We start from the raw sequence: 14,510 nt of genomic DNA on the forward strand, positions 1-14,510 counted from the left end.
ACTAAAATATGTCGCTATGCATTCGTTACCGCACTGGCGATATTCCTTGCCGGATGCGCGGGGCAACGCCAGGAGCCCGCTCCCGTTGAGGAAGCGCAGCCGAAACCGCAGCAGCCCGTTCAGCCGCAGCCGGTAGTGCCGAGTATTCCGGTGATACCTACGCAACCCGGTCCGATTGAACATGGGGAGCAGCCAACTCAGCCGGCACCACGCGTGCGTCATTTTGGCTGGAGCGCGGCGGTTCAGCCCATGGTCGGGCAGATGCTGCAGGCAGGCGGCGTGAATGCAGGTAGCATTTTGCTGGTTGATAGCGTCAATAACCGTACGAACGGCTCACTGGATGCCAGTGAAGCCACAACGGCGCTGCGCAATGCGCTGACGGGGAACGGGAAATTTGTTCTGGTATCCCAGCAGCAGTTGAGCGTGGCCAAACAGCAGCTTGGCCTGTCGCCGCAGGATAGCCTCGGCAGCCGTAGTAAAGCGATGGGCATTGCACGCGCCGTTGGCGCGCAGTATGTGCTTTATTCCAGCGCGACCGGCAACGTCAATTCACCTGAGCTGAAAATGCAACTGATGCTGGTGCAGACCGGCGAAATTATCTGGTCAGGTAAAGGTGCCGTTCAGCAACAATAAACTCTCGCGCGATGAAGTGTTATCGCGCTTTTTCCCGCGTTATTCACCCGTCGCCGCGCAGTCCCCGTCGGGTCTGAGCGGCGGCAGTTGTATTCTCAGCGATGGTCGACGAAAGCTGGTGTTGCGTCAGCCGCATGATTTGCAGGCGCCCGTTTACCATTTTCGTCGCCAGTATCATGCGCTTTCCCGCCTGCCTGATTCTCTCTCGCCGGTGCCGCTTTTTTATTCTCCCGCCTGGATGGTGGTGGAATATTGCGCGGGTGAAATCGGAAACGTACTGCCAGCGTGTCCGGCGCTCGCAGGGTTATTGTATCATCTGCATCAGCAGCCGCGTTTTGGCTGGCGCATCGCGTTGAGGCCATTGCTTGAGTTGTACTGGCAGCAGTGCGATCCCGCCCGGCGTACCCCGCAATGGCTACGCTGGCACAAACGGCTGCTGCGCCACGGCGAGCCCCGTCCTCTGCGTCTTGCCCCCTTACATATGGATGTTCATACCGGCAATATTGTGCATGGCGCAGGCGGGCTGCGCTTGATTGACTGGGAATATGCAGGGGATGGCGATATTGCGCTGGAGCTGGCGGCGGTATGGGTCGATCCGGTTACTCGTCGCCGGTTAGCGGCAGAATATGCGAAACAGGCACATATTGATGAGCGTCAGCTCTGGCGACAAATACGGCGCTGGCGTCCGTGGGTGCGGTTGCTGATGGCAGGATGGTACGAACGACGCTGGCAGCAAACCGGCGACCGACAGTTTATCGCGCTGGCGGATGAAATATGGCGTCAGTCAGACAACGAATAAAAGGATAAAGAGAGGTTTATGTGGGGCCGGTAATGTTGGATGTCGAAGGTTTTGAACTGGATGCGGAAGAGCGAGAGATTCTGGCCCATCCGTTGGTTGGCGGGTTAATACTGTTTACCCGCAACTACCACGATCCGGCGCAGCTACGTGAACTGGTTCGCCAGATCCGTGAGGCATCGCGAAACCATCTGGTGGTGGCCGTCGATCAGGAGGGCGGTCGCGTGCAGCGTTTTCGCGAAGGTTTTACCCGTCTTCCCGCGGCGCAATCCTTCGCGGCGTTGCTGGGCATGGAAGAGGGCGGCAGACTGGCTGAAGAGGCAGGCTGGCTGATGGCCAGTGAAATGATCGCCATGGACATTGATATTAGCTTTGCGCCGGTGCTGGATGTTGGTCATATCAGCGCCGCGATCGGCGAGCGCGCATATCATGAAGAGCCCGAAAAAGCGCTGGCGATAGCCCGCCATTTCATCGACGGGATGCACGGCGCGGGCATGAAAACGACGGGTAAGCACTTTCCGGGGCACGGCGCGGTGACGGCCGATTCCCATAAAGAGACGCCGCGAGACCCGCGCACGGAAGCGGAAATTCGCGCCAGAGATATGGCCGTGTTTCGCACGCTTATTAGCGAGCAGCGGCTTGACGCCATCATGCCTGCCCACGTTATCTACAGCGATGTTGACCCACGACCGGCGAGCGGCTCCGCTCACTGGCTAAAAACGGTTCTGCGCGGTGAGCTGGGTTTTGACGGGGTGATTTTCTCTGACGATCTGTCGATGGAAGGAGCGGCGATTATGGGCAGTTACGCTGAACGAGGACAGGCATCGCTGGATGCGGGTTGCGATATGATCCTCGTTTGCAATAATCGTAAAGGTGCGGTCAGCGTGCTGGATAACCTGTCGCCGATCAAAGCAGAGCGTGTTACAAAATTGTATCATAAAGGTTCATTTAGTCGTCAGGCGTTAAGGGATTCCGCCCGCTGGAAGACGATAAGCGCGCAACTGGATCAGCTTCAGGCGCGCTGGCTGGAGGCGAAATCAGCATAATTAACCTGAACGGCGTTGTTGTCTGGTGAGGATGCGATGATTATTTATTTACATGGTTTTGACTCAAACAGCCCCGGTAACCATGAGAAGGTGCTTCAGCTACAGTTTATCGACCCCGATGTCCGGTTGATTAGCTACAGCACGCGGCATCCCAAACATGATATGCAGCACTTGTTAAAAGAGGTCGATAAGATGCTGCAGCTCAGCGCCGACGCTTGCCCGTTGATTTGCGGCGTGGGCCTCGGTGGTTTCTGGGCGGAGCGGATTGGCTTCCTTTGCGATATTCGTCAAACTATTCTGAACCCGAATCTGTTTCCCCATGAAAACATGGAAGGGAAGATTGATCGGCCGGAAGAGTATGCGGATATCGCTACCAAGTGCGTGGACAATTTCCGCGAAAAAAACCGCGATCGTTGTCTGGTTGTGCTGTCACGGCAGGACGAAGCGCTGAATAGCCAGCGTTCGGCGGACTTGCTGAGCCGTTACTACGAGATAATCTGGGATGAAGAGCAGACCCACAAATTTAAAAATATCTCTCCGCATCTTCAGCGTATAAAGGCCTTTAAAACCCTCGGCTGATCTCCCCGGCCCGCAGCGTTAAGATGCTGCGGGTGTTTTCACCTCTCCCGTCTTTTTCTGGTTGTCGACGCGTTGGCTACACGTTTTCACATTGCTGACGAAGCGCATTCTTCCGCCACCAGAAATGGTGGATGTTGTTGACCGTCATCCTGCAGAAATGTGCGCACGTTATGTCAGCGGGCACGAGCCTGTCATCAGCCTCGTTTTTGCCCCGTAAGGCGGATTATTTGGTGTATATGTGATTGTGTGCACAAAAAATATGCAGTAAAACTTGATGCATATCAATTTTGGTATGACCAATGCACCGTTCATGTTATTCTCGATCTCGCTGAATGGTTTCACTTCCGTAACCTGTTGTTAAATAAAGGCTATTTTAATAACTTTTAATTAACAATTGGTTAATAATTTTAGGGGGTTGCGTGACTACACCATTGAAAAAAATAGTGATTGTGGGTGGCGGTGCCGGAGGGCTGGAGCTGGCCACTCAGTTGGGTAAAAAGCTGGGCCGCGGTAAAAAAGCGAAAATTACGCTGGTCGATCGCAACCACAGCCACCTGTGGAAACCGCTACTGCATGAAGTCGCGACCGGTTCACTTGACGAAGGCGTCGATGCGCTGAGCTATCTGGCCCACGCCCGCAATCACGGTTTTCAGTTCCAGCTCGGGTCGGTGGTTGATATTAACCGCGAAGCGAAAACCATCACCCTGAGCGAGCTACGTAACGATAAGGGCGAGCTGCTGGTGGCTGAACGTAAGCTGTCATACGATACGCTGGTGATGGCGCTGGGAAGCACCTCAAACGATTTCAATACCCCGGGGGTGAAAGAGAATTGCATTTTCCTCGATAACCCGCATCAGGCGCGCCGTTTCCATCAGGAAATGTTGGATCTGTTCCTCAAGTACTCGGCGAATCTCGGCGCGAACGGCAAGGTGAATATCGCGATCGTCGGCGGCGGCGCGACCGGCGTTGAGCTGTCGGCCGAACTGCACAATGCGGTGAAACAGCTGCACAGCTACGGTTATAAAGGGCTGACCAATGAAGCCCTGAACGTGACCCTGGTTGAAGCCGGGGAGCGTATCCTGCCGGCTCTGCCGGAACGTATTTCAGGCGCCGCGCACAGCGAGCTGACCAAACTTGGCGTTCGCGTATTGACCAAAACCATGGTCACCAGCGCTGATGCCAACGGTCTGCACACGAAAGACGGCGAGTTTATTGATGCTGATCTGATGGTCTGGGCTGCCGGGATTAAAGCGCCGGACTTTATGAAAGAGATCGGGGGGCTGGAAACTAACCGCATCAACCAACTGGTGGTGGAAGCGACGCTGCAAACGACGCGCGACCCGGATATCTATGCGATTGGCGACTGCGCATCCTGTGCTCGTCCGGAAGGGGGTTTTGTGCCGCCGCGCGCGCAGGCGGCGCACCAGATGGCGACCTGTGCTCTGCACAATATTCTGGCGCAAATGAAAGGCAAACCGCTGAAATCATATACCTATAAAGATCACGGTTCGCTGGTGTCGCTCTCTAATTATTCAACCGTCGGGAGCCTGATGGGTAACCTGATGCGCGGCTCTATGATGATTGAAGGGCGTATTGCGCGTTTCGTCTATATCTCTTTATACCGTATGCATCAGATTGCCCTGCATGGTTACTTTAAAACCGGTCTGATGATGCTGGTTGGACGTATCAACCGTATTATTCGTCCGCGTCTGAAGCTGCATTAAAGTTCCCTGTCTCTGGCCGCTGTCCTGGCGGCCAGTCCTGGATGCGCGCCTGCGTTCTCGCCGGGTTTCCTTGGCGCGAACAACTCCCATGCGGTGAGCCCGTAATCAATCTGCGGCTACCCGGCTGCTGCATGCCATGAAAAAACAGGCGATATTCATCAGCCCTCGTACAGCATCAGAGCCGCAAATAAAACAGCATAAAACGCCGATGGCTCGCTTAACTGACCGGCATTACCTGCCAGAGGCCGGTTATTTTCTCGGATTCATCTTAATTGCACCGCTTTTACGGATCCGCACGCACTTTTCATCCTCTTTCTTATTTTCGAGCCTGACGTCTGAATTACAGAATGACGGACAATAGCAATAAAGGAGGATCTCCCGTGAATAAATCAATGTTGGCGGGTATAGGGATTGGCGTGGCCGCCGCGCTGGGCGTCGCAGCTGTTGCCGGTCTTAACGTGTTCGATCGCGGCCCGCAGTATGCGCAGGTGGTGTCCAGTACGCCAATAAAAGAGCGTATCAAAACGCCACGCCAGGAGTGCCGGAACGTCACCGTCACCCATCGTCGTCCGGTGCAGGATGAAAACCGTATCGCCGGTTCCGTTTTAGGCGCCGTCGCCGGTGGGGTTATTGGTCATCAGTTTGGCGGCGGACGCGGGCGTGATGTCGCCACCGTGGTGGGGGCGCTGGGCGGTGGCTATGCCGGTAACCAGATCCAGGGATCAATGCAGGAGGGGGATACCTACACCACCACGCAGCAGCGCTGCAAAACCGTGTACGACAAATCGGAAAAAGTGCTGGGTTATGACGTCACTTATAAAATTGGCGATCAGAAAGGCAAAATTCGTATGGAACGCGATCCCGGTAAGCAAATTCCGCTGGACAGCAATGGTCAACTGATTCTGACGAATAAAGCGTAAAAGGGGCATTTATCTCAGTACCCGGATAATGTGGGCTTACTTAATTCAGTGAGCCGGGTGACACAGCGTTGAACCCGGCTTGCCGCGCCCCTGTAAGAGAGAAATGGCCCAAATAACGCATAAGTAATGATAGTAGCCCCTCAGGCGCACAGGCTGAGGGGCGCTTTATCAGAAACTCAGAGAATAATTCAGGCCAAAGGTGCGGCCGCGTCCTTTGTACTCGTATAGCGCGCTGCTGCCGTAGGTCGGGCTGTAAAGCAACTGTGCGCGTTGCCCCCAGAGAGTGACATAGTCTTCATTGAGCAGGTTCTCAATGCTGAAGGTGAGCTTACCGAGAGGAAGTGCGTAGCTACCGATAAAGTCCACGGTATTATAACCGTCGAGTTTATTACCGCTGGCGTCGCTTAAATCAAACACCTGCTGGCTCTGTACCCGCAGCGACCACGGATCCGGCGTCCAGCCTACCCATACGGTGGCTTTTGATGGGGAGGCGAGCGTAACATCCCACTTCTGCCAGCGACCGTGGCTCTTCACCTGGGATTTCAGAACATTAAAGTTTGCCCCTGCAAGCCAGTCGCTGTTCGGGAAGACGTAATCCACCGCACCTTCTACGCCATAAATGCGACGTTTGTCCGACTGTACGTTAATCGTCATATCGGTACGGTTGACGGCGATGGTTTTGTCGGAAGTTGAGTAGTAAGCCGCCAGTTGGGTCCGCAGATTATCACCCGTGTAACGCCAGCCAAGTTCGTAAGAGTTGACTTTAATTCCCTGCAGCGGCGAGTCGCCGATGTTCACACTTGAGAGCAGTGGAAGGTGACCATTGACCGCTGCGCCATATTTTCCGATGCCGTAGTATTTACCCGGATCCGGTAGTTCAACGCCTTGAGAGAAGTTAAACCAGGTCTGCTGACGCGCGGTAAGATGGGCGACAATCCCGGCGTTAAATAAAACGTTATCGTAATCGGTTTTTCCGCCGGGAATCGCATCCGCTGAATTGGCCGCGCCGCTGGCGACAGCCTGTTGCTGGGCGTAACCTACGAAATCGTCGACCCGGTTTTCCGTCCACTGATAGCGCACGCCGCCGCTGAGGGTAAAGATATCATTCAGGTCATAGCTGGACTGCAGGAACGGCGCCAGGTTGGTAATACTGTAGCCAGGGTAGCGACCGGTGGTATAGATAGCCTGATTGCTGAGCCCGCCGGAAGACATCGCCTGGTCCAAATCAAAGAACATCTGGTTGGCATTGAAGGTTTCGTGGTCGGCATCCACTCCCCATGTCAGGTCCCAGCCATTCAGCGGCTGGCTATTCAGGGTTATTTTCGCGCCGTATTGATCGGTATCCTGCTTTGAAGAAGAGAAACTGCTGACCTGACCATTGCTGAGCGTAAGGAAAGGGTAAAAGGTCAGGGACTCGTCGCGATAATAGACCTGGCTTATCAGGTTCTGGCCGAAGAAATCGGCATCCGAGTACTGGAGACTCATCAGGTGGCGTTCAGTGCCGGGAACGCGGTCGGAATTCAGGCCGTTAGTGGTAAAGGCTTTACCCTTGCCGGTCACCGCCGACATATTTTCACCCAGGTACAGCCCGTAATCGTCACCCTGGCTTTTATAGTATTGGGTTATTAGCTGCAGTTGACGGTTATTGTCAATTTCAACGGTTCCCGTTGCCATCACATCCAGGCGATCGGAATGCTGAAGCCCGGTCTGAGTATTATCGAGGAGTAGCGCGTCGTTGTTACCATCATACCAGCCGTCAAAACGCTGATATGCCACGGACAGCCGACCGGAAGCGTGGTCGGTACCGCCGCTCACCGCTGCTGCGACGCGCTCGTCATGATCGTTACGATTGGCAAAGCCGGTTTTTCCTCCCAGTTCCAGGTCGACCTGGCGCTCCTGCTGGCCCTTTTTGGTGACAATATTGATAAGACCGCCGGTACTGCCGCCACCGTACAGCGATGTTGCTCCGGAGATCACCTCAATGTGCTCAATGTTAAAAGGATCAATGGCGTCGAGCTGACGGCTGTCGGTACGGGAGGAGTTCAGGCGAACGCCGTCAATCAACACCACAATGGCTCGACCACGCATATTCATACCGTAGTTGGTCCGTCCCTGGCTGCTGACGTCGATACCGGGGATCAACTGTGCCAGTACATCTTTGAATTCTTTACCGCCCTGAACCTGTTGTTCAATTTCCTGTCCTTCAATAACCCAGGTGGTCTGGGCCATTTCAGCGACGGTACGGTGCGTTCGGTTGGCGCTGACGATCATATTGTCATCAGCGGACCAGGCGGGGAGGGCGCTTGCCAGCAGCAGTGGGTTAAGCACCCAGAGACGTTTTTTCATGCTCATTCCTTTTCTGAATTTACGATATTGTTGTTTTAATTTCCGGCACAGGTGCACCGTTTGTTACAAACTGAAATAAAGAGAAATATTCAAGGCTGAAGTTTGCCCGTATTGATTATTGTTATCAATATCATTCTCGAAAATTAATCAAATAAGCTATTGAAAGTACTATTAAATGTGTGGTTAAGGCGGGAGGGGAAATTAAATGGAAAAGCCGGAAAGAAAAATCGGTGACAGTGATGATAAGCCTGTATCAGCAACTGCGCTCGCCTTTCTGCCGGGGGGCGGATGACGCCTTACCCGGCAAGGAAAATCACGAATATCAGCATGTCATGCAGTGAGCCAGTCCCGCACAGGCGAAGCGCGGCCGGAAAATTCCAGAATCCGCGCTTTTGTCAGACAGCCTGGTGGTGGAGAACCAGCGGCCACAGGCGCAGCGTCGTTTCGGCGATTTGCATGATTTTAGTGAAATCAGCGCCTTCCCGGGCACTGATCGACATCCCTTGTAATATGCAATTGAGGAACTGCGCCAGCTGATTTACATCGCCGTCTGGCGGTAATTCACCACGGCGCTGTCGCTTCAGAAGAAACTGGGTGAGTGTCTGTTCCTGCATTGCGTGCCGTGATTTTACGGTATTGGCAATATCGGTAGATGAGGCCGCCAGCGCCGCGGAAGTGTTGATCATAAAGCAGCCGGCTGGTGTTTCTTTGCTGGTGAAACAGGTGGCGACGGCGGTGAAATAATCGCGCAATGCCTGATCGACGGATTTGTCTTCATCAAGCAGTAATGCTTCATGTCTGGCGGCAAAACGAGAGATATAGCGATCCAGCACTGCGCGAAACAATCCCTCTTTATTTACAAATTCGGCGTATAGCGTTGGGGCTTTAGCGCCCGTCGCCTCAACCAAATCGGCGAGAGAAGTAGCTTCATAGCCGTGCTTCCAGAAGAGTGTCATGGCCTTATCCAGCGCCGCTTCCCTGTCGAACACTTTAGGTCGGCCACGGCTTTTTTTTGTGCAACTTTGAACATCAGTTGTCATGGTGCCGTTGTACCTGTGTTGGTATGTTGAAAGGGTATTATAAAAACAAACCTTACCGGCTACCAGCACTGTCAGATTAAAAATAAATAATTCATATCCGTATGAATTTCAAACTGTTTGTTAATATTGTAACGTTCATTATGAAAATGGTTTGACGCGTGATTTGCTTCACATTATCATTTATTTATCGATCGTTAATTTAATGTGTTGGTTCCAACAAAATCATTCATCTGCACAGGTATATCATCATGAAAAATAGCACTGTAGTTGCCATCGCCGCTGTCCTTAGCTCACTCTCTTTCGCCAGCTTTGCGGCGGTTGAAGTTCAGTCAACGCCGGCAGGGCAGCACAAAATCGGCACCGTTTCCGCCTCAGCCGGGACTAACCTGGGTTCGCTGGAACAACAACTGGCGCAAAAAGCGGATAAGATGGGCGCAAGCGCTTACCGTATTACTTCCGTCTCCGGTCCGAATAACCTGCACGGGACAGCAGTGATCTACAAATAAATTTGAGGCATGGCGTACACCCCTTCGGTTAAACGCTATTGGCCGCGCATAACCCGATTTGATGGTCAGCCAGAAGCGAATACTTAATCGGGGGTTCGGGGAAAGCGATATCGTGTTTCCGCGCATGGGCTCGAAGGCCGATGAAGGCCGCCTGTTTTTATGGCGCTGAACAGGCGGCGGGCTTCATCCGGCAAGGTGGCAGACAGACGATGAAAGTCTGTGGAATCGTGACCTATAGCGACTGTTGGGTAACGTAATCGTCGCGGGTGACGTCAACCGGCATTCCTGAACGCAGCGCCATGGCGCGCACCATCACCTCTTCATCGGTTAACGGCGACTGTTTAAAAGCCTGCATGCTGTCGTCAAGCGTCATCGGCAGCGTTCGCGGATCGTCATCAATATGCTTCGACAGCGGCTGATGAATTTCCACCAGCCGGGTACCGTTGGGCTCAACGGAAGCCTTCACTGGCGTATTAATAATCGTGACTTTTGTTCCCGGCGTTATTTCGTTGTACAGCGTTTTAATGTCGTCATCGCGCAGGCGGATACAGCCGGAACTAACGCGCATACCAATACCGAAATCCGCGTTGGTGCCATGCAGCAGATACACGCCGCCGTATGCCGCCAGACGAATGGCGTGATGACCCATCGGGTTATCGGGTCCGGCGGGTACCACGGCAGGTAGTTCAATGCCCATTGCTTTATAACGGGCGCGGATATTGGCCGTTGGCGTCCAGGTGGGGTTAGCGCGTTTATCCGAGACGGTGGTAACCATCGTCGGAGTGACGGTATCGCTGCCCAACTGACCAATGCCAATCGGGTAAACGGTGACCTCATTTCTGTCCGGCGGATAGTAGTAGAGACGAAGTTCAGCCAGATTAATGACCAATCCTTCGCGCGGGGTATCGGGCAGCAGGGTCTGTTGCGGAATGGTCAGCACGCTACCGGCGCGCGGAACGTAAGCATCAACGCCGGGATTGGCCTGTAGCAGAGCCAGAAAACCCACGTTGTATTTTTTGGCGATGGCTTCGAGAGAGCCGCCGTTATTCTCAACGACGTGAAACTGGTTTTGTCCGACCAGACGGCTATCAGGCGGGGGAAGTGGCCAGGTACTGGCGTGCGCGGGTAGCGCCAGCGTGGCGGTAATGGCTATCATCCTTAGCCAGACGGAAATGCGTGAACAGCGTTTCATCACCCTAACTCCATAATCACTAACCATTTATTTTTATACGCAAAGTCACTGAATTATGGCGTAGCGAGTATCAGGAAGTGCCGGAAGAGTGCAAAATGTTTGTAAATTTTTCCGCTAGTGACGGGGAACGGACCGGGATACGGAATACCGCATCCCGGATACCCCTATGCGGCGGCGTTCTCTTCCAGCTGGCGCATAAACTGGCGCACCCAGTCCATTCGCATTTTACGTTCAGTAAGATCCTGCATAAACTTCAGCCTCGTGGGGCCATCCAGCCGGTAGTGCTGAGGTTGTTTCTGCAGCAGGCCAATTAACCATAGTGGATTAACGTTATTCTTCTCGTTGAACTCAATGATGCCGCCTTTTTCGTTACTCTCCAGCTTACGGATCCCCAGTTTCTGCGCCTGCTGACGTAACCGGGCAATATCAAGCAGGTTTCTTGCCGGGTCCGGCAACATGCCAAAGCGATCGATAAGCTCGACCTTGATCTCTTCCAGCTCATTTTCGTTCTTCGCGCTGGCAATGCGCTTATAGAACGACAGGCGGGTATTCACGTCCGGGATAAAGTCGTCCGGCAGCAGCGACGGCATGCGCAGTTCCACTTCGGTCTGCTGGCTGGTGAGATCTTCCAGCGATGGCTCGCGTCCGGCTTTCAGCGCATCAACGGCGTTTTCCAGCAGCTCCATATACAGCGAGAAGCCAATGGTTTCCATGGAACCGCTCTGATCCTCACCCAGCAGTTCACCGGCGCCGCGAATTTCAAGATCGTGGGTTGCCAGCGCGAATCCGGCGCCAAGATCTTCCAGCGAAGCGATAGCCTCAAGGCGTTTTTGCGCATCGGTGCTCATGGCTTTTGGATGCGGCGTCAGTAGCCAGGCGTAGGCCTGATGATGCGAGCGCCCTACGCGACCGCGTAACTGGTGCAACTGCGCCAGACCGAAGTGATCGGCGCGCTCGATAATAATGGTGTTGGCGGTTGGAATATCGATCCCGGTTTCAATAATGGTGGTACACACCAGCACGTTAAAGCGCTGATGATGGAAATCGTTCATCACCCGTTCCAGCTCGCGCTCGCGCATCTGTCCGTGGCCGATGGCGATACGCGCTTCCGGCACCAGTTCAGCCAGCCTGTCCGCCGCTTTTTGGATATTTTCCACATCATTGTAGAGATAGTAGACCTGGCCACCGCGCAGCACCTCACGCAGGATCGCCTCGCGAACCACCAGCGCGTCATATTCGCGAACGAAGGTTTTGACTGCCAGACGACGGGCGGGCGGCGTGGCGATAATCGACAGGTCGCGCATGCCGCTCATCGCCATATTCAGGGTTCGCGGGATTGGCGTGGCGGTCAGGGTCAGGATATCGACGTTGGCGCGCATCGCTTTGATACGCTCTTTGTGACGTACGCCAAAGCGGTGCTCTTCATCAACAATCAACAGACCGAGATCGCGCAGCTTTACGTCCGGCTGCAGCAGCTTATGGGTGCCGATAAGAATATCGATTTTCCCTTCCGCCACCTGTTCGAGGATCTGCGCCTGCTCTTTGGCGCTACGAAAGCGTGAAAGCATCTCAATGCGTATCGGCCAGTTAGCGAAGCGATCGCGGAAGTTATCGAAGTGCTGCTGGGCGAGCAGGGTGGTGGGCACCAGCACTGCCACCTGCTTATGGTTTTCGACCGCCAGAAAGGCGGCACGCATAGCCACTTCGGTTTTGCCGAAGCCGACATCGCCGCAGACCAGGCGATCCATCGCCAGTGGTTGACACATATCGCTCAAGACGGCGTTAATGGCCTGCGCCTGATCGGGCGTGGTTTCGAATGGGAAGCTGTCGCAGAATAGCTGATACTGCTCTTTATCATGTTTAAATGCGTAGCCTTCTTTCGCCGCGCGCTGGGCGTAGATATCCAGCAGCTCAGCGGCGACATCGCGCACTTTCTCGGCCGCTTTTTGGCGCGCCCGCGCCCACGCATCGCCGCCCAGCTTATGCAGCGGCGCATTCTCTTCCGCGCCACCGGCGTAACGGCTGATCAGATGCAAAGATGAAACCGGTACGTACAGTTTGGCATCGTTGGCGTAGGTCAGCATCAGGTATTCGCCGTTGATGCCGCCTGCTTCAAGCGTTGTCATGCCCGCGTAGCGCCCGACACCATGCTCAAGATGTACCACCGGCTGGCCGATATGCAGTTCCGCCAGATTACGGATTAAGGTGTCCGGGTTAATCGTGCGTCGCGAATCCTGACGGCGGCGGGCGACGCGCTCACCCAGCATGTCGCTTTCGCAAATCAACGCCAGATTATGCTGGCTGTCGATAAAGCCATGCTCAGCCGCGCCAATCATCAGATAGCGTCCGTCACCAGTCGCCTCTTCAAGGCGCAAAATATGTTTTGGCGCCACTTTAATTCGCGCCAGCATTTCACTCAGCGCTTCGCGACGCCCCTCGCTCTCTACGGAAAAAATAACCGGCCCGCTGAAGGACTCAAGGAACCGACGCAGGTTATCCATCGGCGCTTTGCTCTGCGCCTGAATCGCCAGTTCGGGTAAGGTTTGATAACCAAGATTGGTATTGGCGGCTTTATCCGCCAGACGTTCCGTTTTGAGCTGTACGCGCGGCCATTTTTTCAGCTCGCTAAACAGTTCATCACAGCGCAGCCATAGCTGTTCCGGCGGCAGAAGCGGACGCATCGGGTCGACGCCGCGATTTTCAAAACGCGCGCGGATTTCATTGTGGAAGCGTTCGGCGCTGGCCTCCAGATCGCCGGTGTTAACGATTAACGTCTTCGGCGGGAAATAACTGAATAGCGGCGGCAGCGGCTCGTTAAAGAACAGCGGCTGCCAGTATTCGATCCCCGCAGGCAGCGTGCCTTTACTGACCTGCTGATAAATATGTTCGGCGTCGCGTTTCACCTCAAAACGGTCGCGCCACTGGCTGCGGAAGATCTCTATGGCCGCCTGGTCGGTCGGGAACTCGTGCGCCGGAAGCAGGTTGATGCTGGCGACTTCCTCCAGCGTGCGCTGGCTATCAACGTCAAACAGACGCAAGCTGTCGATTTCGTCATCGAAAAAATCGAGGCGGTAAGGCTGTTCGCTGCCCATAGGGAACAGGTCGAGCAATGCGCCGCGCGTAGCATATTCGCCGTGCTCCATGACCTGGTCGACGTGACGATAGCCGGCGCTATCCAGTTGGGCGCGCAGCGCATCTCGCGACAGACGCTGACCTTTTTTCATCACCAGCGCGTGGCCGTGGAGAAAATTATGCGGACAGACGCGCTGCATCAGCGTGCTGACCGGGACAATTAATACGCCGCGTTCCATCGTCGGTAGCTGGTACAGGGTCGCGAGGCGAGAAGAGATGATGTCCTGATGCGGGGAGAAACTGTCGTAGGGGAGCGTTTCCCAGTCCGCCAGGCCCGCCACCATGCTGTCGGTAAACTGGCTGATTTCATCATTCAGACGCAGGGCATTTTGCATATCGGGGGCAATCAGAACCACCGGACCACGATGGCGTTCGGCCATTTCCGCCACCAGAGTGGCGCAGGCCGCGCCGGTAAGTTCGCCGAGCTGGCGCTGATCGCCAGCGTTAACCGGCAAGGAGTATCGATATTGTTCAGGCATAGACGGTATCATAGTCTCTTGGGGATTCGCTTTGCCGATATGGAGGGCAACTCGCTGATATTCAATAGGGTGATTATCCGCGATCGATCCGGATTCGCCAACCCGTATCGCCAGTGT

11 protein-coding genes and 1 pseudogene are annotated in these 14,510 nt (G+C 54.5%); 8 read left to right on the forward strand and 4 right to left on the reverse strand.

Annotated elements, in window-relative coordinates; genetic code table 11:
* Positions 1–6 precede the first annotated feature (6 nt).
* The 6 genes from lpoB to ABK821_RS17570 all read left to right on the forward strand — a co-directional run bounded on the left by lpoB (position 7) and on the right by ABK821_RS17570 (position 5,698).
* The gene (gene lpoB, locus ABK821_RS17545) at positions 7–633 is read left to right on the forward strand and encodes a penicillin-binding protein activator LpoB (protein ID WP_171034880.1); all 627 of its coding nucleotides are present in this window, start codon (positions 7–9) and stop codon (positions 631–633) included.
* Complete coding sequence (gene thiK, locus ABK821_RS17550) at positions 614–1,432, forward strand: thiamine kinase (protein ID WP_138361186.1); 819 nt, start codon at positions 614–616, stop codon at positions 1,430–1,432. Before lpoB ends, thiK begins: the two co-directional genes overlap by 20 nt.
* A 32-nt stretch (positions 1,433–1,464) precedes the next feature.
* Positions 1,465–2,475 carry a beta-N-acetylhexosaminidase gene (gene nagZ / locus ABK821_RS17555; protein WP_171034876.1) on the forward strand — a complete coding sequence of 337 codons (1,011 nt, stop codon included), beginning with the start codon at positions 1,465–1,467 and terminating at the stop codon, positions 2,473–2,475.
* Positions 2,476–2,511: 36 nt separating this feature from the next.
* Entirely contained in the window at positions 2,512–3,054 is a 543-nt protein-coding gene (gene ycfP, locus ABK821_RS17560) for an alpha/beta hydrolase YcfP (protein ID WP_138361188.1), read from the forward strand.
* Positions 3,055–3,473: 419 nt separating this feature from the next.
* Positions 3,474–4,778, forward strand: a complete 1,305-nt coding sequence (locus ABK821_RS17565) for an NAD(P)/FAD-dependent oxidoreductase (RefSeq protein ID WP_138361189.1) — start codon at positions 3,474–3,476, stop codon at positions 4,776–4,778.
* Positions 4,779–5,158: 380 nt separating this feature from the next.
* Positions 5,159–5,698 (forward strand): glycine zipper 2TM domain-containing protein, encoded by a 540-nt coding sequence (locus tag ABK821_RS17570; RefSeq protein WP_138361190.1) that lies wholly within the window; start codon positions 5,159–5,161, stop codon positions 5,696–5,698.
* Between the two features lie 168 nt (positions 5,699–5,866).
* On the opposite strand, the gene ABK821_RS17575 is transcribed toward ABK821_RS17570, so the two are convergent.
* The gene (locus ABK821_RS17575; RefSeq protein ID WP_343178476.1) at positions 5,867–8,044 is read right to left on the reverse strand and encodes a TonB-dependent siderophore receptor; all 2,178 of its coding nucleotides are present in this window, start codon (positions 8,042–8,044) and stop codon (positions 5,867–5,869) included.
* A gap of 395 nt (positions 8,045–8,439) precedes the next feature.
* Positions 8,440–9,084: a TetR/AcrR family transcriptional regulator gene (locus ABK821_RS17580; RefSeq protein WP_138361192.1), complete on the reverse strand. Its 645-nt coding sequence runs from the start codon at positions 9,082–9,084 to the stop codon at positions 8,440–8,442.
* 248 nt (positions 9,085–9,332) lie between these two features.
* Between ABK821_RS17580 and bhsA the strand changes: the two genes are divergently transcribed.
* Positions 9,333–9,590 (forward strand): multiple stress resistance protein BhsA, encoded by a 258-nt coding sequence (gene bhsA, locus ABK821_RS17585; RefSeq protein WP_138361193.1) that lies wholly within the window; start codon positions 9,333–9,335, stop codon positions 9,588–9,590.
* 232 nt (positions 9,591–9,822) lie between these two features.
* Here bhsA and ABK821_RS17590 read toward each other — a convergent pair whose 3' ends face one another.
* On the reverse strand, positions 9,823–10,782 hold the full coding sequence (locus ABK821_RS17590; protein WP_142502117.1) for a L,D-transpeptidase family protein: 960 nt from the start codon (positions 10,780–10,782) through the stop codon (positions 9,823–9,825).
* A gap of 164 nt (positions 10,783–10,946) precedes the next feature.
* Positions 10,947–14,393: a transcription-repair coupling factor gene (mfd, locus tag ABK821_RS17595; protein WP_343178477.1), complete on the reverse strand. Its 3,447-nt coding sequence runs from the start codon at positions 14,391–14,393 to the stop codon at positions 10,947–10,949.
* A 39-nt stretch (positions 14,394–14,432) separates the two neighbouring features.
* On the opposite strand from mfd, the pseudogene ABK821_RS17600 reads away from it, so the two are divergent.
* Positions 14,433–14,498, forward strand: a pseudogene (locus ABK821_RS17600) (hypothetical protein); the annotation flags it as partial.
* Positions 14,499–14,510: the final 12 nt, after the last annotated feature.

It is taken from the genome of Klebsiella sp. KE9456, from assembly GCF_043832615.1.
Lineage (GTDB): Bacteria > Pseudomonadota > Gammaproteobacteria > Enterobacterales > Enterobacteriaceae > Klebsiella > Klebsiella indica.

Bases quoted from the DNA above. Each gene is read 5' to 3' on its own strand.
- nagZ (WP_171034876.1), top strand. From the start codon at position 1,465: ATGTTGGATGTCGAAGGTTTTGAACTGGATGCGGAAGAGCGAGAGATT.
- ycfP (WP_138361188.1), top strand. From the start codon at position 2,512: ATGATTATTTATTTACATGGTTTTGACTCAAACAGCCCCGGTAACCAT.
- ABK821_RS17575 (WP_343178476.1), bottom strand. From the start codon at position 8,044: ATGAAAAAACGTCTCTGGGTGCTTAACCCACTGCTGCTGGCAAGCGCC.
- ABK821_RS17580 (WP_138361192.1), bottom strand. From the start codon at position 9,084: ATGACAACTGATGTTCAAAGTTGCACAAAAAAAAGCCGTGGCCGACCT.
- bhsA (WP_138361193.1), top strand. From the start codon at position 9,333: ATGAAAAATAGCACTGTAGTTGCCATCGCCGCTGTCCTTAGCTCACTC.
- ABK821_RS17590 (WP_142502117.1), bottom strand. From the start codon at position 10,782: ATGAAACGCTGTTCACGCATTTCCGTCTGGCTAAGGATGATAGCCATT.
- mfd (WP_343178477.1), bottom strand. From the start codon at position 14,393: ATGCCTGAACAATATCGATACTCCTTGCCGGTTAACGCTGGCGATCAG.